Source organism: Duganella sp. sic0402, assembly GCF_019219065.1.
Taxonomy (GTDB): domain Bacteria; phylum Pseudomonadota; class Gammaproteobacteria; order Burkholderiales; family Burkholderiaceae_D; genus Rugamonas.
In genome coordinates, this window is sequence record NZ_JAHUWK010000002.1 from 519,224 (window position 1) to 541,874 (window position 22,651).

The 22,651-nt window shown below is 61.1% G+C and carries 21 protein-coding genes; 13 read left to right on the plus strand and 8 right to left on the minus strand.

The window, feature by feature from the left end:
* Window positions 1–162: 162 nt before the first annotated feature.
* The gene (locus KW842_RS07920; RefSeq protein ID WP_218303536.1) at window positions 163–495 is read left to right on the plus strand and encodes a BON domain-containing protein; all 333 of its coding nucleotides are present in this window, start codon (window positions 163–165) and stop codon (window positions 493–495) included.
* A 77-nt stretch (window positions 496–572) separates the two neighbouring features.
* Here KW842_RS07920 and KW842_RS07925 read toward each other — a convergent pair whose 3' ends face one another.
* The 3 genes from KW842_RS07925 to KW842_RS07935 all read right to left on the minus strand — a co-directional run bounded on the left by KW842_RS07925 (window position 573) and on the right by KW842_RS07935 (window position 3,612).
* The gene (locus KW842_RS07925) at window positions 573–947 is read right to left on the minus strand and encodes a hypothetical protein (protein ID WP_218303537.1); all 375 of its coding nucleotides are present in this window, start codon (window positions 945–947) and stop codon (window positions 573–575) included.
* An 88-nt stretch (window positions 948–1,035) separates the two neighbouring features.
* Window positions 1,036–2,358, minus strand: coding sequence for a homoserine dehydrogenase (locus tag KW842_RS07930; protein ID WP_218303538.1), 1,323 nt, complete (start codon window positions 2,356–2,358; stop codon window positions 1,036–1,038).
* 21 nt (window positions 2,359–2,379) lie between these two features.
* Complete coding sequence (locus tag KW842_RS07935) at window positions 2,380–3,612, minus strand: pyridoxal phosphate-dependent aminotransferase (protein WP_218303539.1); 1,233 nt, start codon at window positions 3,610–3,612, stop codon at window positions 2,380–2,382.
* 182 nt (window positions 3,613–3,794) lie between these two features.
* On the opposite strand from KW842_RS07935, the gene KW842_RS07940 reads away from it, so the two are divergent.
* The 10 genes from KW842_RS07940 to KW842_RS07985 all read left to right on the plus strand — a co-directional run bounded on the left by KW842_RS07940 (window position 3,795) and on the right by KW842_RS07985 (window position 13,901).
* Window positions 3,795–4,178, plus strand: coding sequence for an Mth938-like domain-containing protein (locus KW842_RS07940; RefSeq protein ID WP_218303540.1), 384 nt, complete (start codon window positions 3,795–3,797; stop codon window positions 4,176–4,178).
* Window positions 4,179–4,196: 18 nt separating this feature from the next.
* Entirely contained in the window at window positions 4,197–5,858 is a 1,662-nt protein-coding gene (locus tag KW842_RS07945; protein WP_218303541.1) for a glycosyltransferase family 39 protein, read from the plus strand.
* A 16-nt stretch (window positions 5,859–5,874) separates the two neighbouring features.
* A complete protein-coding gene (locus KW842_RS07950; RefSeq protein WP_218303542.1) occupies window positions 5,875–6,246 on the plus strand; it encodes an SMR family transporter in 372 nt (123 codons plus the stop codon).
* A gap of 49 nt (window positions 6,247–6,295) precedes the next feature.
* The gene (locus KW842_RS07955; protein ID WP_218303543.1) at window positions 6,296–7,435 is read left to right on the plus strand and encodes a DegT/DnrJ/EryC1/StrS aminotransferase family protein; all 1,140 of its coding nucleotides are present in this window, start codon (window positions 6,296–6,298) and stop codon (window positions 7,433–7,435) included.
* A complete protein-coding gene (locus tag KW842_RS07960) occupies window positions 7,432–8,442 on the plus strand; it encodes a glycosyltransferase (protein WP_229223557.1) in 1,011 nt (336 codons plus the stop codon). The genes KW842_RS07955 and KW842_RS07960 overlap by 4 nt, the downstream gene beginning before the upstream one ends.
* Complete coding sequence (locus tag KW842_RS07965) at window positions 8,435–9,358, plus strand: formyltransferase (RefSeq protein WP_218303544.1); 924 nt, start codon at window positions 8,435–8,437, stop codon at window positions 9,356–9,358. Before KW842_RS07960 ends, KW842_RS07965 begins: the two co-directional genes overlap by 8 nt.
* A gap of 21 nt (window positions 9,359–9,379) precedes the next feature.
* Window positions 9,380–10,420, plus strand: a complete 1,041-nt coding sequence (locus KW842_RS07970; RefSeq protein ID WP_218303545.1) for a bifunctional UDP-4-keto-pentose/UDP-xylose synthase — start codon at window positions 9,380–9,382, stop codon at window positions 10,418–10,420.
* A complete protein-coding gene (locus KW842_RS07975) occupies window positions 10,420–11,382 on the plus strand; it encodes a polysaccharide deacetylase family protein (protein WP_229223558.1) in 963 nt (320 codons plus the stop codon). The genes KW842_RS07970 and KW842_RS07975 overlap by 1 nt, the downstream gene beginning before the upstream one ends.
* Window positions 11,383–11,403: 21 nt before the next feature.
* Complete coding sequence (locus KW842_RS07980; protein WP_218303546.1) at window positions 11,404–11,859, plus strand: peroxiredoxin; 456 nt, start codon at window positions 11,404–11,406, stop codon at window positions 11,857–11,859.
* Window positions 11,860–12,092: 233 nt separating this feature from the next.
* Complete coding sequence (locus KW842_RS07985; RefSeq protein WP_218303547.1) at window positions 12,093–13,901, plus strand: PhoH family protein; 1,809 nt, start codon at window positions 12,093–12,095, stop codon at window positions 13,899–13,901.
* Window positions 13,902–13,981: 80 nt separating this feature from the next.
* Here the strand turns inward: KW842_RS07985 and KW842_RS07990 are convergent, their stop codons facing one another.
* Window positions 13,982–14,635 (minus strand): CCXG family PEP-CTERM protein, encoded by a 654-nt coding sequence (locus KW842_RS07990; RefSeq protein ID WP_218303548.1) that lies wholly within the window; start codon window positions 14,633–14,635, stop codon window positions 13,982–13,984.
* Between the two features lie 261 nt (window positions 14,636–14,896).
* Between KW842_RS07990 and KW842_RS07995 the strand changes: the two genes are divergently transcribed.
* Window positions 14,897–15,184 carry a type II toxin-antitoxin system HicB family antitoxin gene (locus KW842_RS07995; RefSeq protein WP_218303549.1) on the plus strand — a complete coding sequence of 96 codons (288 nt, stop codon included), beginning with the start codon at window positions 14,897–14,899 and terminating at the stop codon, window positions 15,182–15,184.
* Between the two features lie 129 nt (window positions 15,185–15,313).
* Window positions 15,314–15,514, plus strand: coding sequence for a heavy-metal-associated domain-containing protein (locus KW842_RS08000; RefSeq protein WP_218303550.1), 201 nt, complete (start codon window positions 15,314–15,316; stop codon window positions 15,512–15,514).
* Here the strand turns inward: KW842_RS08000 and KW842_RS08005 are convergent, their stop codons facing one another.
* From KW842_RS08005 to KW842_RS08020, 4 genes are read right to left on the minus strand one after another with little or no spacing between them, the layout of a single operon-like run.
* Window positions 15,515–16,237 carry a glutathione S-transferase gene (locus KW842_RS08005; RefSeq protein ID WP_218303551.1) on the minus strand — a complete coding sequence of 241 codons (723 nt, stop codon included), beginning with the start codon at window positions 16,235–16,237 and terminating at the stop codon, window positions 15,515–15,517. It lies immediately after the preceding gene.
* 39 nt (window positions 16,238–16,276) lie between these two features.
* Entirely contained in the window at window positions 16,277–18,316 is a 2,040-nt protein-coding gene (locus KW842_RS08010; RefSeq protein ID WP_218303552.1) for a TonB-dependent receptor, read from the minus strand.
* Complete coding sequence (locus KW842_RS08015) at window positions 18,313–22,329, minus strand: cobaltochelatase subunit CobN (RefSeq protein ID WP_218303553.1); 4,017 nt, start codon at window positions 22,327–22,329, stop codon at window positions 18,313–18,315. Before KW842_RS08015 ends, KW842_RS08010 begins: the two co-directional genes overlap by 4 nt.
* Window positions 22,316–22,651 (minus strand): DUF2149 domain-containing protein, encoded by a 336-nt coding sequence (locus tag KW842_RS08020; RefSeq protein WP_218303554.1) that lies wholly within the window; start codon window positions 22,649–22,651, stop codon window positions 22,316–22,318. Before KW842_RS08020 ends, KW842_RS08015 begins: the two co-directional genes overlap by 14 nt.

Consider the following 22,651-nt stretch of genomic DNA (forward strand, 5'->3'; position numbering starts at 1 on the left):
GTGGCAATCTGGCCTGAAAATCTATGAAGTTATTATTTCCCATTAGAAAATTCGCATTAAGCCATTGAAAACAAAGGATAAATAAGAGCTGGCACGGGGTTTGCAAAGGAGTAGGTAACGTCACAGACGTTTTATCCTCAAACTCGATAAAGGAAGCAAATCATGATGACCAACAAACTGATCGCCCGCCTGATGGTAGCCGCCACCCTGACCGCCGCTGCCGCAACCGGAACCGCATTCGCCGCTGGCCAACAGGATGCAGCGCTGGCTGGCGCCGCCAAAGCCGGCACCGCCACCAACGACGAGGCTATCACCAGCAAAATCAAGGCTTCCCTGGCTGATCAAAAACAGATCGGCGTTACCACTGCTGACGGCGTAGTGACCCTGAGCGGCACCGTCGCCAACACCGACATCGGCACCCAGGCCATCCAGGTTGCCTCCGCCGTCCCAGGCGTGAAAGAAGTGAAGAGCGAACTGACCGTCGCGTCGAAGTAAGCTCCTGGCAAGCCCTTAGTACCCTAGTAGAAAGAACCCTTTCCGGGGCAGCGTGCGTAGACGCTGTCCCGGTTTTTTTATTTGAACACCTGCTTCAGCGATTCCGCCCCCTGCAGCGCATCGCTCCACTCCTCCAGCTGAGCCAGGCTAGCCACCGGCTGCTCGTATTCGTTGAAAATCCGATAGTTGTAGTCGAGCACGCGGCGCGCAATGGTGGCGTCACGCTGCGCCTGGACTTCGATGTGGACCAGTACCCATTGCGCACGTCCGTCGTGCAAGAGTACCTCGACCAGCTTGTCGGCCACCATGGCGTCAGGCGTGGCGCCGAGACTGATGCCGGCCAGTTCCTTATCGCGAAAGCGTGGCGCTCTGGTCCAGTTAATTTGCGGATGAAGTTCGGGGAAGAAGAAGTCACGAAATCCTGGAAAGCGTGCGTCAGTGCAGCTTTCCACGGCAAATCATAGCGGGCGGAGGGGGCGGCGTTCGGCATCCGCCCAGTCTACGGCCGCGTGAGGTGCGGCCGTATGCGGTATTACAAACCTAGCTCAGGTTTTCCAGGCGGATTTTGGTGACGCTGCCGCCCACCGTCGACAGGCTCTCCATCTTGGCGATGGCGCCGTTGACGCTTTTCTCCTGCGTCTGGTGCGTCAGGAAGATGATGTCGGTACGCGTCTCGCCGTCCGCTGGTTCCTTCTGCAGCATGGCGTCGATCGAGATGCCGGCGTCGGCCAGGATGCGCGTCAGGTCAGCCAGCACGCCCGGCTCGTCCTTGACGTTCATCCGCAGGTAGTAGCTGGTGGTGACTTCCGCCATCGGCAGGATTTCGATATTGGTCATCGCATTCGGCTGGAAGGCCAGGTGCGGCACGCGATGTTCAGGATCGGCGGTGGCCAGGCGGGTGATGTCAACCAGGTCGGCGATCACCGCCGATGCGGTCGGCTCCGAACCGGCACCCTTGCCGTAGTACAGCGTGGCGCCAACCGCGTCGCCCTGCACCAGCACCGCGTTCATCGCCCCTTCCACATTAGCGATCAGACGCTTCGATGGAATCAGCGTCGGATGCACGCGCAGCTCCACGCCTTCCTTGCCATTGACCTTGGCGCGCTTGGCAATGCCCAGCAGCTTGATGCGGTAGCCCAGCTGCTCCGCGTAGCGGATATCCACCGCGTTGAGTTTCGAGATGCCCTCGACGTGCGCCTTGTCGAACTGCACCGGAATGCCGAACGCAATCGCCGACATGATGGTGGCCTTGTGCGCCGCGTCCACGCCTTCGATGTCGAAGGTCGGGTCGGCTTCCGCGTAGCCCAGTTCCTGCGCCTGCTTCAGCACGGTGGCGAAGTCCAGGCCCTTGTCGCGCATCTCGGACAGGATGAAGTTGGTGGTGCCGTTGATGATGCCGGCGAACCAGTCGATACGGTTGGCGGTCAGGCCTTCGCGCAGCGCCTTGATGATCGGGATGCCGCCGGCCACCGCCGCTTCAAACGCCACCATCACGCCCTTGTCCTGCGCAGCCTTGAAGATTTCGTTGCCGTGCACGGCCAGCAGCGCCTTGTTGGCGGTGACGACATGCTTGCCATTGGCAATCGCTTGCAGCACCAGCTGGCGTGCTTCGTCGTAGCCGCCGATCAGCTCGACGACGATGTCGATTTCCGGATCGTTGACGATGTCGGCCGGATTGGCCACCACCTTCACCTTGCCGCCGGTGCGGGTCTTGGCGCGCTCCAGGTTGCGGGCCGACACGGCCACGATCTCGATGCTGCGGCCGGCGCGGCGGCGGATTTCTTCCTGATTGCGTTCCAGTACGTCAAACGTACCACCGCCGACATTGCCGACGCCTAACAAGCCTACTTTGATTGGTTTCATAATTATTTCCAGGGATCTGACTTAGAAGCTGGCGCCGTAGCGCTTGCGGTAGCTTTCCATAAACTTGGCCATGCGGCCGAAAGCTTCCACCATATCGTCCGAGTTCGGCAGGAACACAACGCGGAAGTGATCCGGCGCGATCCAGTTAAAGCCGCTGCCCTGGACGATCAGCACTTTCGTTTCGGCCAGCAGCTCGTAGGCGAACTGCTGGTCATCCGCGATCGGATAGATCTTCGGATCAAGACGCGGGAACATATACAGCGCCGCTTTCGGCTTGACACAAGTGACGCCCGGAATTTCGGTCAACAACTTGTAAGCCAGATCGCGTTGCTTCAACAGGCGCCCGCCCGGGCCCACCAAATCGTCGATGGACTGGTAGCCGCCGAGCGCAGTCTGGATCGCAAACTGCCCCGGAGCGTTGGCGCACAAGCGCATCGAGGCCAGCATATTCAGGCCTTCGATGTAATCTTTTGCGTGCGATTTTTCGCCCGACACCACCATCCATCCGGAACGGTAGCCGCAGGCGCGGTAATTCTTCGACAGGCCGTTGAAGGTCACGAACAGAATGTCGTCGGCCAGCGAGGCGATCGACACGTGCTGGGCGCCGTCATACAGCACCTTGTCGTAGATTTCATCGGCATAAATAATCAGGTCGTGCTGGCGCGCCAGCTCGATGATCTGCAACAGCAGCTCGACCGGATACAGCGCGCCGGTCGGATTGTTCGGGTTGATGACCACGATCGCGCGCGTGTTCGGCGTGATCTTGCGGCGCATGTCCTCGATGTCCGGATACCAGTCCTGCTGCTCGTCGCAGATATAGTGCACCGGCGTGCCGCCCGACAGCGACACTGCCGCCGTCCACAGCGGATAGTCCGGCGCAGGCACCAGCACCTCATCGCCATTGTTCAGCAGCGCGTTCATCGACATCACGATCAGCTCGGACGCGCCGTTGCCCAGATAAATATCATCAATGGTGACGCCGGCGATATTCTTGCCCTGCGTGTAGTGCATCACCGCCTTGCGCGGCGCAAACATGCCCTTGGAATCGGTATAGCCCGCCGCGTTGGACAGGTTGACCTTCATATCCTGGACAATTTCGTCCGGCGGATCAAAGCCAAACACGGCCAAGTTGCCAATATTCAACTTAGTGATCTTGTGGCCTTCTTCCTCCATCTGCCGTGCCTTTTCGGGCACCGGGCCGCGGATCTCGTAGCAGACTTCCGCCAGTTTGTTCGATTTTTGAATCGGTCGCAAAATAAAATCCTGTTTATGTGAGGCAAACTTCTGTGACCTGCCAAAACGCCGGCGCCGGCCCGTGCTGCAATGCGAAAAGAACCATTCTGCCGAAAGCCTCCGATTTAATCAACCTTTCGGGCCGGCCCCTCCTTGAAAAGGCTACAATGGCGCTCCTTTTTGCCGTTTTTTACACCTGCGCCATGAAGCTCCACCAAAGCGACACCCAGAAATACCAGACCATTACCGGCTACGACGCCAGCGGCGTCGAAATCAACGCCGAGCGCTACCACTACAGCCTGATCGTGCTGCCGGAAACCCCGCCGCGCCCGCTGAACGCGCCCACCTTCGAGGCGCTGACCGCCGAACACTTCGACCTGATCGGCCAGGACGATCCGGATGTGGTCATCCTCGGCACCGGCGAGCGCCAGCGCTTCATTCACCCGAAACTGACCGCCGCGCTGACCATGCGCCGCATCGGCGTCGAATGCATGGACAGCCAGGCCGCCTGCCGCACCTACAACATCCTGATGGGCGAAGGCCGCAAGGTCACGCTGGCCCTGATCATCAATACCGACACGCAATAACATCAATAAAAGTGCTTGATGAACGACTTGTACAATTCGAAGAAATTCGTCTGGACGCTGGCCGCCCTGTTCGCCCTTGCCTGGCTGTATGTGCTGGGCATCCGCTCGCTGGTCCCGCCTGACGAAGGCCGTTACGCCGAAATGGCGCGTGAAATGTGGGCCAGCGGCGACTGGATCACCACCCGCCTCAACGGCATCAAGTATTTTGAAAAGCCGCCGCTGCAAACCTGGATGAACGCGCTGACCTTCAGCGTGTTCGGCCTGGGCGAATGGCAGGCGCGCCTGTGGACCGGGCTGTGCGGCCTGGGCGGCGTGCTATTCACCGGCTATGCGGCGCGGCGCGTCTTCGGCGCACGCGCCGGCTTCTACACGGCGGTGGTGCTGGGCTCCAGCCTGTTCTGGATCGCCAGCGGCCAGATCAATTCGCTGGACATGGGCCTGACCGGCATGATGAGCCTCGCCCTCGGCTCGCTGCTGATCGCCCAGCGCGACGACGCTACGCCGGACGAGCGGCGCAACTGGATGCTGCTGTGCTGGGCCGGCATGGCGCTGGCGGTGCTGGCCAAGGGCCTGATCGGCGTGGTGCTGCCGGGCGCGGTGCTGGTACTCTACAGCGCGCTGTCGCGCGACCTGGCCATCTGGAAGCGCTTACACCTGGCCAAGGGCCTGCTGCTGTTCTTTGCCATCGCCACGCCATGGTTCGTGCTGGTGGCGCTGAGGAATCCGGAGCAGCCGCACTTCTTCTTCATCCATGAACACTGGGAACGCTTCTTCCTCAAGACCCACCACCGCGAAGGGCCGTGGTACTACTTCCTGCTGCTGCTGATTCCTGGCGTGATGCCTTGGCTGGGCCTGCTGCCGCAGGCGCTGCTGAACGGCGCCAGGCGCGATGCGCAATTGCGCTTCCAGCCCAAGTTACTGCTGCTGGTGTGGGTGCTGTTCATCACCTGCTTCTTCAGCTATTCCAGCTCCAAGCTGCCGGGCTACATCCTGCCGGTGTACCCGGCGCTGGCGATGCTGCTGGCTATCTATCTGGAAGGCGCATCGCGCCTGAACCGCATGCTGGCCGCAGTGCTGCTGGTGCTGGTCGGACTGGGCGGCCTGGCCGTGATCCCGCACATGATCTCCGCGGCGGTACGCCATCCGGGCGAGCGCGCACTGCTGGAAGCGTATCAGCCATGGGTGCTGACCGCCGCCATCATTGCCGCCGCCGGTGGCGCGCTGGCGCTGCTGCATGCGCGCCAATTGCGCCGCGACCTGATGGTGGTGACGCTGGCGGTGGCGAGTTTTGCCTCAGTGCAATTGATCCTGAGCGGCTTCGAGCCGTATGGCGAGGTGCGGGCCGGCAAGGCGATGGCGCAAAAACTCAAGCCCATGCTCAAGCCGGATACACCGGTGTACTCGGTGCACGTTTATGAACAATCCATGACGTATTACCTTGGTCACACCGTCACGCTGGTTGACTACTGGGACGAGTTCACCTTCGGTCTGCGCCAGCAGCCGGAATTGTCCATCCCTGACATGCATGGCTTTGCTAATCGCTGGAATGCGCACATCGCCCGGAAAGAACAGGCTTTTGCCATCCTGGGACTTGACACGTATGCCTCGCTCAAATCCAATGGCTTCCCCATGCGCGTGGTGGTGGCAGACACCCGGCGGGTAGTCATTACCAATATGTAATGAACAAAACCATACAATGAATTTCGCTACTTTTTGCTTCATCGTGGCCGGCGTTTTGCTCAACGCCGTCGCCCAGTTATTATTGAAAGCCGGCGCCCGCAACGTCGGCGAAATCCATCTGACGCTGAGTAATTTTTTCAGCGTCGCTTTCAAGGTCGCAACGCAGACCCCCATAATTGGCGGGCTTGCTTGCTATGTGCTATCGGTCGCACTGTGGATTATCGCGCTGTCGCGGGTGGATGTTTCGATCGCTTATCCGATGCTGTCTTTGGGCTATGTGGTGACCGCTTTCGGCGCCTGGTATCTGTTCGGGGAGGCGCTGTCGATACAGCGATTGCTTGCCATTTTCGTCATTCTCGTAGGGGTTTCCTGGCTGGCGCGGACCTGACGAACAATTTAGAATGCGGCCAGATCACCCATAAACATAGATTAATCCCATGAGTGCTGCGCTGCCCTTCCTTCCCTTCTCCCGGCCGACCATCGACGAGGCCACCATTGCCGCCGTTGGCGAGGTGCTACGTTCCGGCTGGATCACTAGCGGACCGAAAGTTGCTGCCTTCGAAGCGCAGCTGTCCGAATACTTCGGCGGCCGCCCGGTGCGCACCTTTAACTCCGGCACTTGCACGATGGAGATCGCGCTGCGCATCGCCGGCATCGGCGCTGGCGATGAAGTCATCACCACGCCGATCTCCTGGGTCGCCACCGCCAATGTCATCATCGAAGTGGGCGCCACGCCGGTGTTTGCCGACATCGATCCGCTGACGCGCAATATCGACCTGGATAAGCTGGAAGCCGCGATCACGCCGGCTACCCGCGCCATCATCCCGGTCTACCTGTCCGGCCTGCCGCTGGATATGGACCGGCTGTATGCGATCGCCAGCAAGCACAATTTGCGCGTCATCGAAGACGCGGCGCAGGCCTTCGGTTCGGAATGGCAGGGCAAGCGCATCGGCGCCTTTGGCGACTTCGTCTCGTTCAGCTTCCAGGCCAATAAAAACATCACCACCGGTGAAGGCGGCGCTTTGGTGCTGAACAATCTGGAAGAAGCCAGGCTGGCCGAGAAGTACCGCCTGCAGGGGGTGAGCCGCAGCGGCGTGGATGGCATCGATGTCGATGTCCTGGGCGGCAAATACAATATGAGCGACATCATGGCCGCCATCGGCCTGGGCCAGTTCGCCAATCTGGACAAGATCACCGCGCAGCGCCGCGCGCTGGCGCGCCGCTACTACCAGGCCTTCGGCCCGGAATTCGAAGCGCAATCAGGCGCGCAGCTGCCGCTGCAGGCTTTTGACAGCAGCAACTACCACCTGTTCCAGATTATCCTGCCGGATAACGGCCCCACCACGCGCGCCGACTTCATGCACGCCATGCAGCAAGGTTTCAACATCGGCACTGGCTACCATTACGCGCCGATTCATTTGTTCACCATGTACCGCGAGCGCGGCTTCAAGGAAGGGATGTTCCCGATCGCTGAAAAGATCGGCCGCCTGACCGTGACGCTGCCCATGTTCTATGCCATGACCACGGCCGATGTGGACCGTGCTGTCGCAGCCGTGAAAGCGATCCTGATCAAATGACCGCCATGCTCAACAACCCGGAAATCTCCGTCGTCATCCCGATCTACAACGAGCAGGAAGGCCTGCCCGCGCTGTTCGCGCGCCTCTACCCGGCGCTCGACAAGCTGGGCGCCAGCTACGAGATCGTGTTCATCAACGACGGCAGCCGCGACAACTCGGTCGCGATACTGGCCGAACAATTCCGCAAGCGTCCCGATGTCACGCGCGTGGTGCTCTTCAACGGCAACTACGGCCAGCACATGGCCATCCTGGCCGGCTTCGAAGCGGCGCGCGGCGAGATCATGGTGACGCTGGACGCCGATCTGCAAAATCCGCCGGAAGAAATCGGCAACCTGGTGGCCAAGATGCGCGAGGGTTACGACTACGTCGGCTCGATCCGCCGCAAGCGCCAGGACTCGGCCTGGCGTACCTATGCATCGAAGGCGATGAACCATGTGCGCGAACGCATCACCAACATCAAGATCACCGACCAGGGCAATATGCTGCGCGCCTACGGCCGCAATGTGGTGGATCTGATGAACCAGTGCTGCGAAGTGAATACCTTCGTGCCAGCGCTGGCCTACCGCTTCGCGCGCAATCCGACCGAAATCATGGTCGAACATGAGGAACGGGCCGCCGGCGAATCGAAGTACTCCTTATACAGCCTGATACGCCTGAATTTCGACCTGGTCACCGGCTTCTCGCTGATCCCGCTGCAGTTCTACTCGATGCTGGGGATGGCGATGTCCTTCTTCTCGGCCATCATGGTGGTGGTGCTGGCGTGGCGCCGGCTGGTGGTGGGCGTGGAAGCGGACGGCGTGTTCACGCTGTTTGCCGTGGCCTTCTTCTTCATGGGCGTGATCCTGTTCGGCATCGGTTTGCTGGGCGAGTACGTCGGCCGCATCTTCCAGCAGGTGCGCGCGCGTCCCCGCTATGTGGTGCAGACCATCTTGCAGCAGAAACCAGGCGAATACGCCGAGCTGCCGATCCATCTCGAGAAGCGCACGGTAGGCCGCCATCATGACTGAATTTGAAGCGCGCAAGCGGGCGGTGGTATTCGCCTATCACAACGTCGGCGTGCGCTGCCTGAAGGTGCTGCTGGCGGGTGGCGTGGATGTCGGGCTGGTGGTCACGCACGAAGACAGCAGCAGCGAGAACATCTGGTTTGAATCGGTGATCTCGCTGTGCCAGGCAGAAGGCATCCCCTACATCACGCCAGCCGACGCCAGGTCGCCTGAGCTGCTGGCGCAAGTGCGGGCGGCCAAGCCGGACCTGATGTTCAGCTTCTATTACCGCCACATGCTGCCGGCCGCGCTGCTGGACATCGCGCCAGCCTTTAATATGCACGGTTCGCTGCTGCCGGAATTCCGCGGCCGCGCGCCCGTCAACTGGGCAGTGCTGCACGGCGCCAGCGTCACCGGCGCCACGCTGCACGAGATGACTGTCAAGCCGGACGCCGGCGCCATCGTCGCGCAGATCGAAGTGCCTATCCTGCCCGACGACACCGCACACGAAGTGTTCGGCAAAGTGCAGGTGGCGGCCGAGCAGGCGCTGTGGCGCGTGCTGCCGTCGCTGCTGGCCGGGACCGCGCCGCGCCTGCACAACGACTTGAGCAAGGGCGGCTACTTCGGCGGCCGCACACCGGAAGACGGCCGCATCGACTGGAACCAGCCAGCGCAGCAGGTCTACAATTTGCACAGGGCTGTCGCCCCTCCCTATCCAGGCGCATTCACTGATGTACACGGCGTACGCTATGTCATTCAGCGCGCGCGCCTGGCCGGCAATGTTGTCGGTCTCAGCCTGCCTGCCGGCCTGGCTGTGGTCGATGACCGTATCTTCGGTGTTTGTGGCGACGGCCGCATGCTGACGATTTCTTCGCTGACCGCCGATGGCGTCGCCATCACCGCAGCACAGTTACAAGCACGCCTGGCTGCGGCGGCCTAATCATCACCTGAAAAATTCATCATGAAAAAAGTCCTCATCCTTGGCGTCAATGGATTCATTGGCCATCACCTGTCGAAACGCATTCTGGAAACCACCGATTGGCATGTCTACGGCATGGACATGAATAGCGACCGCATTCCGGAACTGCTGGACCATCCGCGCATGCACTTCTTCGAAGGCGACATCACCATCAACAAAGAATGGGTCGAGTACCACGTCAAGAAGTGCGATGTGATCCTGCCGCTGGTGGCGATTGCCACGCCGTCGACCTATGTGAAAGCGCCGCTGCGCGTGTTCGAACTGGACTTCGAAGCCAACCTGCCTATCGTGCGTTCCGCCGCCAAATACGGCAAGCACCTGGTGTTCCCATCGACCTCGGAAGTGTATGGCATGTGCCATGACGAGGAATTCGATCCGGAGAACTCGGAACTGATCTGCGGCCCGATCAACAAGCCGCGCTGGATCTATTCCAACGCCAAGCAGCTGATGGACCGCGTGATCTGGGGCTACGGCATGGAAGGCCTGAACTTCACGCTGTTCCGTCCATTTAACTGGATCGGCGCCGGCCTGGATTCGATCCACACGCCGAAGGAAGGCTCGTCGCGCGTGGTGACGCAGTTCTTCGGCCACATCGTGCGCGGCGAGAATATCTCGCTGGTCGACGGCGGCCATCAGAAGCGCGCCTTCACCGACATCGACGACGGCATCGACGCGCTGATGAAAATCATCGAGAACAAGGACGGCGCGGCCACTGGCAAAATCTACAACATCGGCAACCCGGTCAACAACTACTCGATCCGCGAGCTGGCCGCGATGATGATGGAACTGGCAGCGCACTACCCTGAATACGCCGCCGGCGCCAAGCAGGTGAAGATCGTTGAAACCACTTCCGGCGCCTACTATGGCGCAGGCTACCAGGATGTGCAAAACCGCGTACCGAAGATCACCAACACCTGCGAAGAGCTGGACTGGAAGCCATCCACCAGCATGGCCGACGCCCTGAAGAAAATCTTCGACGCCTACCGCAGCCAGGTAGCCGCCGCTCACGCCCTGATGGACTGATGACGACCCGACCCTTGATGGTGTTGAAGATTGATGTCGACACCTACCGCGGCACCCGCGAAGGCGTTCCCAATCTGGTGCGCATGCTCAAGGCGCGCCAGGCCGGCGCCACCTTCCTGTTCTCGCTCGGGCCGGACCACACCGGCTGGGCGATGCGCCGTGCGCTGCGCCCCGGCTTCTTTAGCAAGGTGTCGCGCACCTCGGTGGTCGAGCACTACGGCTTCAAGACGCTGATGTACGGTGTGCTGCTGCCCGGCCCGGACATCGGCAAGGACTGCGCGGCCGAGATGCGCGCCGTGCAGGACGCCGGCTTCGAATGCGGCATCCACACCTGGGACCATGTGCTGTGGCAGGACAATGTCGCCAAACGCGACGCCGCCTGGTCGGCTAGCATGATGCGCAAGGCCGCCGCCCGCTTTACCCAGGTCTTCGGCATGGCGCCGCGCACCCACGGCGCGGCCGGCTGGCAGATGAACAACGGCGCCTTCCACGAACACGACGACGCCGGCTACGCTTACGCCTCCGACGGCCGCTGCGTGCTCAACGCCGACGGCACGCTGGCCAACCCGGCCGACGGCCCGCACCGCCTGTCCGATGGCGGCCAGGTACTCAAGCACCTCCAGATGCCGACCACGCTGCCCACGCTGGACGAGCTTTTAGGCTGTGAAATCAATGGCTTAACCATCACCACCAGCAATATCGCGGCTTTTTTGCTGAAATTAACCGAGGGCGCGACCCGCGACCACGTTTATACTCTGCATGCAGAGCTTGAAGGACAGAAACTTGCCCCCATATTTGAGCAGCTATTGGCAGGATGGCAAGCGCAGGGATACCAACTGGCGTCCATGGCTGACTACTATCAGAAGATACGAACCTTGCCAATGCCGGTTTGTCCCATCACCTGGGGCGAACTGCCGGGACGCTCGGGCCAGCTGATTATTCAAGGTGCTGCCCAAGCTTAGTAACCCTCTTAGGAGACGCCTGTGGCTGATGTAGTAAGCAATTTCTCCGCGCCGATGACCAGCGGCCAGACCTTCCAGTTGTCCGGCCGTCCGGCGCGTTATACCGTGCTGTTCTTCTACCCCAAGGACAACACCCCAGGCTGCACCACCGAAAACGTGGCCTTCCGTGACCTGTACGAACAATTCCAGGCAGCCGATACCGAAATCTACGGCATCAGCCGCGACTCGCTGCGCTCGCACGAAGGCTTCCGCGCCAAGCTGGGCCTGCCGTTTGAGCTGATTTCCGATCCGGAAGAAAAGGTCTGCGAGCAGTTCGGTGTCATGAAGATGAAGCAAATGTACGGTAAGACTGTACGCGGCATCGAGCGCAGTACGTTTGTGATTGACGCTAACGGCCAATTGGTGAAAGAATGGAGAGGCGTGAAGGTAGCGGGTCACGTCGATGAAGTGCTGGAATTCGTAGCGCATCAGGCTTGAGTTGTACGGATGCGCGCTTCCAGTGTGCTTAAACCGTAGCGAGCGACACCACATTTTGAGTCAACACTGTAACTTCCACCCTCCTCGGTGGCCAGCCGGCCACCTTGCGGTACCCATCGGGCAAGACCAATGCCCATCGGCAGTCTTTCACCTGTTTTCCCTTAAAGCATCCACCCCATCGGGACGTTTTCCTGTGGGCGGATTCCTCCAGATATCTTTCGATTGAGATCCTGATGCCACTGCCAAAAATACCAAGTAAGCCAGCGACTATACTGTTGGCAAAAGATTACCCCAAGGCCACCGGCCGCGTAACGCCTGCCCTCGCGGCAGTCGCCGACATCGCTCCCGAGCCTGCAGCAGCGCCGAAGAAAGCGGCAACCGTCAAAGCCGTACCAGCAGCAAAAAAACCCGCCGTGGCCAAAACTCCGGCCGCTGGCAAATCCAAGGCCGTGGCCGCCGTGCTGAAGGCGGCACCAGCCGTGCTGCAAGCCGCCGCCGAAGCGGTCGAAGCCAAAGGCAAGCCTTCGCCACGCGGCAAGGTCACGCCGATCGTGGCCGAAGCGCCGCATCCGGCCAAGCACAAGGCCAACGAGGTGGCGCTGAAGTCGTCCACCAGCCGCAACGCCGACCAGACCGGCACGACCAAGATGTTCGTGCTGGACACCAACGTGCTGATGCACGATCCATCGTCGCTGTTCCGCTTCGAGGAGCACGATGTCTACCTGCCGATGATGACGCTGGAAGAGCTGGACAACCACAAGAAAGGCATGACCGAAGTGGCGCGCAACGCACGCCAGGTTTCGCGCACGCTGGACGCGCTGGTCTCCAACACCGACGACGACGCCATCGAGAACGGCATCCCGCTGTCCAAGCTGGGCAACAAGGACGCCAAGGGCCGCCTGTACTTCCAGACGCGCCTGCAAACGGCGGAACTGCCGGTGGGACTGCCTTCGGGCAAGGCCGATAACCAGATCCTGTCGGTGGTGCGTTCGCTGGAAGCCGAGCAAGCTGGCCGCGCCATCGTGCTGGTGTCGAAAGACATCAATATGCGCATCAAGGCGCGTGCGCTGGGCCTGCCTGCCGAGGACTACTTCAACGACCACGTGCTGGAAGACACCGACCTGCTGTATTCGGGCATCGTCCAGTTGCCGGACGATTTCTGGAACAAGCATGGCAAGGACCTGGAGTCCTGGCAGGAGAACAAGAACGGCCAGAGCGCGACGTTCTACCGCGTCACCGGTCCGTTCGTGCCGTCGATGCTGGTCAACCAGTTCGTGTTCCTGGAGCCGAAGAATGGCGAAGCGCCGTTCTATGGGCAGGTCAAGCAGATCAACGGCAAGACCGCCGTGCTGCAAACCCTGCGCGACTTCAGCCACAACAAGAACAACGTCTGGGGCGTCACCGCGCGCAACCGCGAGCAGAACTTTGCCTTGAATCTGCTGATGAATCCAGAATGCGACTTCGTCACGCTGCTCGGTCAGGCCGGCACGGGTAAAACCCTGCTGGCACTGGCGGCCGGCCTGGCGCAAGTGCTGGAAACCAAGCTCTACAACGAAATCATCGTCACCCGCGTGACGGTGCCGGTCGGTGAAGACATCGGTTTCCTGCCCGGCACCGAGGAAGAGAAAATGTCGCCATGGATGGGCGCGTTTGACGACAACCTGGAAGTGCTGAACAAGTCCGATTCGGATGGCGGCGAGTGGGGCCGTGCGGCCACGCAGGACCTGATCCGTTCGCGCATCAAGATCAAGTCGCTGAACTTCATGCGTGGCCGTACCTTCGTCAACAAATTCCTGATCATTGACGAAGCGCAGAATCTGACGCCGAAGCAGGTCAAGACGCTGGTCACGCGTGCAGGTCCGGGCACCAAGATCATCTGCCTGGGCAATATCGCCCAGATCGACACGCCTTACCTGACCGAGGGTTCGAGCGGCCTGACCTATGTGGTTGACCGCTTCAAGGGCTGGTCGCACAGCGGCCACGTCACCCTGGCGCGCGGCGAGCGCTCGCGCCTGGCCGACCACGCCAGCGAAGTGCTGTAACAGCCGAAGCAGTTCGAACAGCCAGACAAGCAAAAGCCCCGCCGGCAGCAATGCCGGCGGGGCTTTTTTTCAGCGAAAAATCAGTTCTTGGCGCGATTGCGGCGACGGCGGGCGACGGCGCCGACCAGGCCCAGGCCACCCAGCATCATCGCATAGGTTTCCGGCTCCGGCACGGCGGCGGTCAGCTGCAGCGTGTTGGCGCTGAAGCTCTGGAATGCGCCGCCATTGGCGGAGAATTGCACCTGCTGGCCGCCGTCGCAGCAGCCTTCCAGGCCGTAGATGGTCAGCGTGTGATTGCCTGCCGACAGCTGTTTGTTATTCACCGTGAACACCGAGCTGGTGTTGTCATAGCTTTGCGCCCACCACATATCGCTGGTCTTGTAATCGACCGCCTGGCCGTCCAGGAACACCGCGCCGCCATTGCCGAAGTCCACGCCAGCGCGGAAGGAATAGCTGCCGCTGGCGGCCAGGCCGAAGTTGATGGTCGACTTGAACGCGATGTTGTTGGCGCCAGCGCCAAACAGCGACTGGTTGGAAACGATGTCGTAGTTGCTCAGCACCGTCGAGTGAGTCGAATTAGCAACAGCGGCATCGACCACGTCGCGGTAGGCGATGGCGCTCGTTTGTGCGCCGGCAGCGGAATAGCCGGTCTGGAAAGTGATAACCGCGGCCTCGACGTCAGCAGTGCCGTAAACCATGGCAACGGCCAAAGCAGCGAGTTTGACAAATTTCATGATGATCCCCGTAGTGGTTAGATTGATAAAGCATTGCGCTTGACCAGGTACGGGGATATGGGACCTTGGCGATGTGTATTTCTACACAAGTGTTTTAGATGCAGTGAAGCATGGTTGGAATGTTATCTGAGGCAACCTTCGATGTCAATCATCCAAAGCGCTGAACAGACGGGGAAAAGCCGCTCGGAGAAAGTGCTTGAAACCGGCGGCAAGCTGTATGACACTAGGGTTCATTCAAGTCATCGCTTTTGCCCAGATATCATGGACATCCCTATCCTGATCCAGCGGACGATAGGCGCCCAGAAGTACGGCGTCACGGTGCCAGACATTCCTGGCTGCGTGACAACGGGTGAAACCGTGGACAAAGCCATGAGCAACGCCACCAAAGCCATCTACGGCCACGTCGGCCAACTGGTCGAACAAGGCAAATCCTTCGAAATCCGCCCTTCCGAAGTGGAGTCGCTGCTCCAGGAACCCGGCTACGTCGGCGGCATCTGGGCCCTGGTCAGCCTCGACCTGGCGCGTCTGGACGATCCGCCGCAAGGATAAAACATATAACACCCGGTTCATGAACGCATTCCGCATGGGTGTAACTGGCCGATCATAACAAATTCGCTTGACCTTCCCATGGCAGGAAGGATTACAGTAGCGGCATTGTCACTGTTTCAGGAGTACGCGATGTATCAGCTTCAAGTAGAAAACATGAGCTGCGGCCACTGCGTGGGCGCAGTCACCAAGGCCGTGCAGGCAATCGACGCGGCCGCCAAAGTGGAAATTGACCTGGCCAGCAAATCGGTCAAGATCGACAGCGCCACGCCGCTGGCCTCCTTGCAATCGGCCATCGTGGACGCAGGCTATCCGGTCACTAGCGCCGCCTGACTATTTGTCCAGCTCTGGATAGTGGCGGAAGATATCGGTTTCGTTATTGGCGATCCTGCGTTTCGATGCGAGGTATGCAGCGATATTCGGACGTTTCGTCACCTTGGCGTGCAAGGCGACCAGGCCGGGATAGTCTGGCTCCAGGCGGGCCATGGTTTTCGGCAGGGCGTAGCGCAGACCATCGATCAGCTGGAACAACGACAGGTCCACGTACGACAGGCGCGAGCCGATGGCGTAGCCGCCGCGCCCTTGGTTGCGCTGGATGACACCTTCAAAGTAATCCAGGAACTTCGGTATGCGATGCTCGCGGAAATCCTTGGCACGCGCCTTCGCTTCCTTCTTCTGGTCTTCGTAGTACAGATTGGTGGAGATCGGATGATGCATGTCATGCGCTTCCGCGACGATATCCGCAATCGTCAATTGCAGCTGATTGGCCCACAGGCGGCCCTGCTGCGAACGCGGCGCCAGGCCATGCCGCGCGCCTAAAAACACCAGGATATTGCTGGTCTGCCCGATCAGCAAATCCCCTGCCCGCAACACCGGTGGCGCAAACGATGGATGGTCGACCTGCTCGCCATCCAGGCTGGCCATCAGCGCCGGCATGCCTTTCTTGTGCCGCGCCACATCCTCGTATGGCACACCCACCTCCTCCAGCGCCAGCCGCACGAATTCACCACGGCCCTGCAGGCCGTCCCAGTAATAGAGTTGGTAGGGAGTCGTCATGAGGCGATGGTAGCACCACCGCCTCATGCGCGTAGCGCGTTAGAAGGTCGCCTTCAGCGTCAGGCGGAAAGTGCGGCGCTCGGCCGGATGGTAGTGGATGTCGTCCACGCCTTCGGCCGGCTCGCCAGGCAAGCGCGAGGCGTAGTAGTAATCCACGTCGCTGACACGGCGGTCGAACAGGTTGAAGGCGTCCAGCTGTGCCGACCAGTTGCGGTTGAATTTGTAGCCCAGCCGCGCATACGCAATGGCGGTGGTCGCCGAGCGCTTGCTATTATCCTCAATCAGCGGACGCGGGCCAAAGTAGCGCATCTGGAGCGCCGCCGACCATGGGCCCAGATCAGTGATAGTCGCGCCAAACGAAGCCACCTTGCCGATCGCGCCGGGAATGTAATCGCCCGCCTCGTCATGCTCGGTGTAGTGGCCACGCGAATAAGCCAGGTCCAGGTCGAACAGCAGCCAAGCATTCGCAATATAGTGGTTATTCCATTCGATGCCGGAGCGGTAGCTGCCACGGCTCGGCGAGGTATCGCCCGCGTCGCCGGAGAAGACCAGCTCCGAATCCGAACGCAGCTTCCACACCGCCAGCGAACTTTGCAGGCCGGGCAGCCACTCGGTGCGCGCGCCAATCTCCGCGCCACGCGTCTTGACCAGCGGCGTGACCGGATCGATAGGCTCGCGCTCTTTCGGCGTCAGATGCACCGTCGTGCCGCGCGCGTCGTTGCTGTGAAAGCCTTCACCGTAGTTGACAAAGAATTCGGTCTTGGCCCACGGCCCCAGCACCACCGACAACTTGGGCGACGTAGTACCCGCACTGGCCTTGCCCGAATTCTCGGCGATATTGCTGTCGACATCGAAGCGGTAGCGGTCATAGCGCAGACCCGCCGTGGTGCGCAGCCAGTCGCGCCACTGCACGGTGTTTTCCAGATACGCGCCCACACTACCCTCCTTCACGCGCGACTCGGAAATCGTGCTTAGCACCTGCTGATTGCGGGTGGCATGCAGCGACAACGGCGACAGGTAGTCATAGCGCCCCTGCACGCCGATCTTGTTGCTGACATCCAGACCGCCCCAGCGGCTGAACCAGGTCTGTGCCACATCGAAGCCGCCCATGCGCCGCTTCTCGTTCTGGCGCGTCTGGTCGCCATTGACCGGATCATCCAGGAAGTAGGTGAAGTTGTTGAACAGCGTCAGGCTCGATTGCACCAGATAGGCGTTGGCCTGAAAAAGCGCATCGCTGGAACGCTTGCGCATGCTGGCCGACAGGCTGTAACGCGAGGTGTCGCCACCATCGCTCGGATCGACCGCGCCAAATTCATCCAGCTCGCCGCTTTGCACCGCGCGCAGCGGAATCTGGTTGCTGGCGCGCCAGGCGCCCTTGTAGAACATGCCGGTCACGCTGAACTGATCGTCGCTCGCACCTTGCGCATAACGCAGCACGCCGATGCTCTTGTGGAAGGCTTCCGGCGTCACCCACGGGCCGTTGTTGTGGCCCAGTTCCGCCCCGTACACCAGATTACCCGCGCCCAGCCCAGTCGAACCAGTGACAACGGAACGGTAATAGTCGTTCTCGCCCACGGTCAGGCTGGCGGTGTTTTCGCGCAGCTTGTTTGCCAGCGTCATGTGCGCCGCACCGGCCGAGGCGAAGTCGCCCTCGTCCGCGTAGTACGGGCCTTTCTTGTAATTGATACGGTCGACCAGTTCCGGTATCAGGAAGTTCAGATCGGTATAGCCTTGTCCATGCGCGTGGCTGCGCATATTGACCGGCATGCCATCGACGAAGGTCGCAAAGTCGGTGCCGTGGTCGAGGTTAAAGCCGCGCAGGAAGTACTGGTTGGCTTTGCCGTCGCCACTGTGCTGCGTGACGATCACGCCCGGCACAAACTCCAGCAGCTCCCCCGGACGCAGCGCCGGCCGGCTGGCGATCAGCTCCGCCGTGACAGCGCCCTGGCTGGCTGCGTTGGAGGTGCCCACGCCATTATCATAGTGGCCGCGTACTTCAACCTTCTCAACCACATCGGTTTCTGCATAAGCGGCCAGCGGCAATACCGCCGCCAGTGCCACAAGCGATTTGCGCATCATAGATAAGCTTTCAGTTTACGGAGTTTGTTGCGGCGGCTGATATAGCCGACACCGACCAGCGCAGCGGCCAGCGCCAGCAACGCCAGTGTGCCGACGGTCTTTTGTACCGGTGTCAGATTGGCCAGGGTTTCCATTTCAAAGCCAGCGACCTTGGCGTCGGCCTTTTCCAGCTTGGCGGCAGGCGCCGGCTGCGGCTTGGGCTGCACCGCTGCCGGCTTCGGCGGCGCTGGTTCGGCTTCGGCCTTGGCTTGCAGCACCTGCAACTCGGCGGCAGCGTTTTGCGCGGCAGCTTGCGGCGAAGGCGCCGCGCCGCCAGGACGCGCGGCCGCAGCAGCACCGCGCGCGATGGCAGCGTTCGAACCGACGTTAGGTACGAAATCCGCATTGAACTGCGGCGCGATCTTCATCGTCGCCTTGCTGCACGAATCGGCGCTGCACGACACGCCCGCGTCCTTGATTGCTTGCGCGTTCATCTGCGTCAGCTTGTTGCGCACCGCGTCGCCTGGCTTCCAATAGCCGCGTTCAACGGCGCTCAGCATGCGGTCGGTCATCGCCTGGAACGCGCGCAGATTGCCGGCCTTGGCGAAACGCTCGCGCACCTTGAGGCCGTGGCGATCCTCGACGTAGGTGTCGTACATGCGCTGCCATTTTCCGTCGTCGACCACCTCCGGCACCGTCACCTGCCACGCCCACAGATAGTCCACCACGCGGTTGATGTAGCGCGCGCCGGAATAGCCTTCCTTCAGCATACTGTCGGCCCAGCGCGGATTCAGGTAGCGCGCCTGCATTTCCTGACCCATGTACTGCTCCAGCGTCTTGTGCGACGCGCGGCGCGGATTGGCCAGGTCGCTGACCATCACCTCGGGGGTCTTGCCATCCACGCTGCGGATCGCCATCGCGGTGCCGCCCAGGTACTGGAAGAAGTCATCGTTATCCAGCGTCGCAAACAGGTTGCTGGAACGGCTGTGCAGCGCGATCTGGCTGCCCGACAGCGCCTGCTTGAACAGCGCGCGGCGCTGCTCCGGATTGGTGTTCTCGTCGCCCCAGTAGCCGGCGCCGAACGGATGGCTCATGCGGTTGATGAACACATCCGCCACTTCCTTCTCGTTCTTCCATGCGTTGGTCAGCGGGATCAGCTTCTCGATCTGCGTGCCGTAAGCGCCGCTCGGTACGCCGAAAATGCGCACCGACGCCATGCGCTGCGCCTCGTCGGCGGAGATGCCGCTGGCGGCCAGCGCAGCGGCAGTCTTGCGGCTGTGCGCCGCCATCACGTTGCCGCCTTCATCGTCCTGCTTCTGCGCCAGCTGCGCCGCCTGGTCCATCAGTGTCAGCAGATTGGGGAACAGGTCGCGGAACAGGCCGGACGACACCAGCGTCACGTCCACGCGCGGCCGGCCCAGTTGCTTGCGGCTGATCGCTTCCACACCGGTCACGCGGCCGCGCTCATCCCAGGTTGGGCGCACGCCCATCAAGGCCATTGCCTGCGCTTCCATCACGCCTTCGTGGCGCGACGTCTCGACGCCCCACAAGTTCATGCTGAGCTTTTCCGGATATGCGCCATGCCGCTTGCGATAATCCTCCGCCAGCTGCTGCGCCAGTTTGACGCCCGCTTCGTAGGTGGTTTTGCTCGGAATCCGCGAAGGGTCCAGGCCAAAGAAGTTGCGGCCGGTCGGCAGCGCGTTTGGATTGCGCACCAGGTCCGCGCTGGCGCCGGTGGGGATATAGCGGCCCGACAGCGCCTCCATCAAACGGTCCAGCTCCAGCTTTGCACTTTGCTCGATATCGGCTTCCAGCTGCGCGATGCGCTTGGTTTTCTGTTCGTCCGTGGCGGTGTTATCCAGGCTGACCACCGCGCGCGCGGTCGCATTGCGGTGTTCGGGGGCTGGCGCCACGCCAAAGGTATGCAGGCCGAATGGCGTCAGCTTGTTGCCGGTGTCGTCGAGATATTCCTCCAGAGCTTCCATGTCGGCTTCGGACTTGAGCGCTTTCTTCTTCATGTCCTTCAACACGCCACTCTTCGCAGCGAGGCGGTTCAGCGCCACCAGGTGGCTGCTCGCCAGCAGCGGACTTTTTTGTTCGGCCACGCGATAGTCATTCAACAACGCGAGCAATTCGCGCAAGTCGGGATTCAGGCCCGCCACATCGAACGGCGGCGTCATGTGGTCGATGATGGTGGCCATGCCGCGCCGCTTGGCTTGTATGCCCTCGCCTACGTCATCCATCACGTACGGATAGATATTCGGCATGGCGCCAATCAGCGCTTCGGTCGGGTCGCTGTCGGACAGGCCGGCTTCCTTACCGGTCAGCCATTCCTGCGTGCCGTGCGTCCCGATGTGCATCACCGCATTGGCCTGGAAATCCTTTTGCAGCCAGAGGTAGAAAGCAATGTACTCATGCGATGGCGGCATGCTGACTTCATTGTGCAGCTTCTCCAGGTTCTGCTCCCATGCGCGGCCGGGCTGCGGCGCCATCAGCACATTGCCGAAGCGGCGCGCCGGATAGACAAAGAACGCCTCGCCTTTCGCATTGCGCCACAGGACCGGCGCCTTCTCCGGCTTGCCCCACGATTGCTCGATCGATGCGCGCAATGGCGGTGCCAGTTTGGCAAACCATTGCTGGTATTCGGACAGCGGCACCAGCAAGGCCTGGCCGCTTTCGGCCAGGTGCTTCAGCCCCGCCATATAGTCGCCCTTGGACTTGCCGGGATAGTTGCCCCACTTCTGGATTTCGCCTTGCAGTTCCTCTTCCGACGCTGGCAGCGCCTCGCCGGTCTGATAGCCGTCATGCTTCAGGCGCTGCACGATCTGCCACAGGCTTTCCGGCAGCACGTTCAAGTAGGAGGCGCCGATGGTTTCGGAGCCGTGCGGATAATTAAAGTAGATCATGGCGACGCGCTTGTCGCCATTGGCTTTCTCGCGCAAGGCCAGCCATGCGGCGACGCGCTCGTTGAGGCGCTCGATGCGTTCGGCAATCGGCGTCTCTTCCACGTAATCCAGGCCAGTCTGCGCATCGCTGATGCGCTCGCGGCTGGCCACCACAGTCGGCTGGATCAGACCCGCCGCCTCGGCGCCCGCCAGCTGCCAGGTACGTTCGATAATCTCCAGCCCCACCTTGGATTCCTGCCACTGCGCCAGCGTCTGCTGGCTCAGCGTGATGGCGTTAATCGCGGGCACGCCAAGCTTGTCCAGCATCGCACCCACGCTGGCGGTGCCGCCGACCTTCATGCCCAGCGCGACGATCAACTGCACGCGGCTCTTGCCGTTCTCGTCCAGCAGCAGTTTCAATGGCACTTCATACGGATAGCCGAATACCGGCATCACGTTGTAGCCGCTGGCTTCCAGCCGCGCGACGATGGCGGCCAGCGGCAGGGTTTGCCCCGCCACCAGGCTGGCGCGATAAAACGGCACGGCGATCCACGGTGCGCCCGGCTTGTGCTGGGCATATTCACGCACATACTCGTCATAGCTGCCCACCGTGCGGTTGGCCACCACGTCGTACAGGCCGGCGTCCGGCATCGCATGCACCGGCGCCACGCTGACCTTGGAGCCGAACTGGCCGCGCAAGATGTAGCGCAGCATGTTGCCGATGTTTTCCACGCCGCCTTCGGCGTGATAGGACTGGATGGTCTTGTCGTCGCGCACGCCGAGGTCACGCAGGCTGTCATCCAGCGCTCCAACGGCAAATACCGGCTTGCGCGCCTTTTGCAGCGTCTGCAATTCGGCAGTCAGCCCCGCCATCGCCTGGCGCCCCTTGACGTTGACTACCGCCACATCGGCGCCGGCCAGCGCAGCGCGGTCGGCCGGCGTGAGACCGTTGACCGGGATGATGCGAATGGCGACATTCAGCTCTTTCAATTCCATCTGCAGACTGCGCACCGCCAGCACCGCCGGACGCGATTCCACATCACCCAGCATCAGCGCCAGCGTGCGCGGCGACTGCGCCGAATGCACATAGCCGCCGATGCACAGCGACAGCAGTAACAGGCCAATGGCCCACAATTTATTCCGGTACATAAACCACCTTCCCATCCGGCAGCTGATACGCAGTGCCCAAACGTTTTCCCGAGCCGGACAAGGGCTTATCGCTAACCTTGCTCACTTTGATCTCTGCGCCCTTCTTGGTCAGCACCTCCACCCGGCCATCGGCGGTTTTCTTGGCGATGGTGACTTCGGAATTTGGGTCCAGCAGATCCATCATGTTCCAGGCTGAGAACAGCGCCAGCATCATCGCCACGATGAACACGATACTGGCGTCGAATAGATTGGCTACGCCGGCCAGCGGATCTTCGCCATGCTCGCCGAGGCGGCTATAGCGGTGTTTGTTCAGATAGCGCAT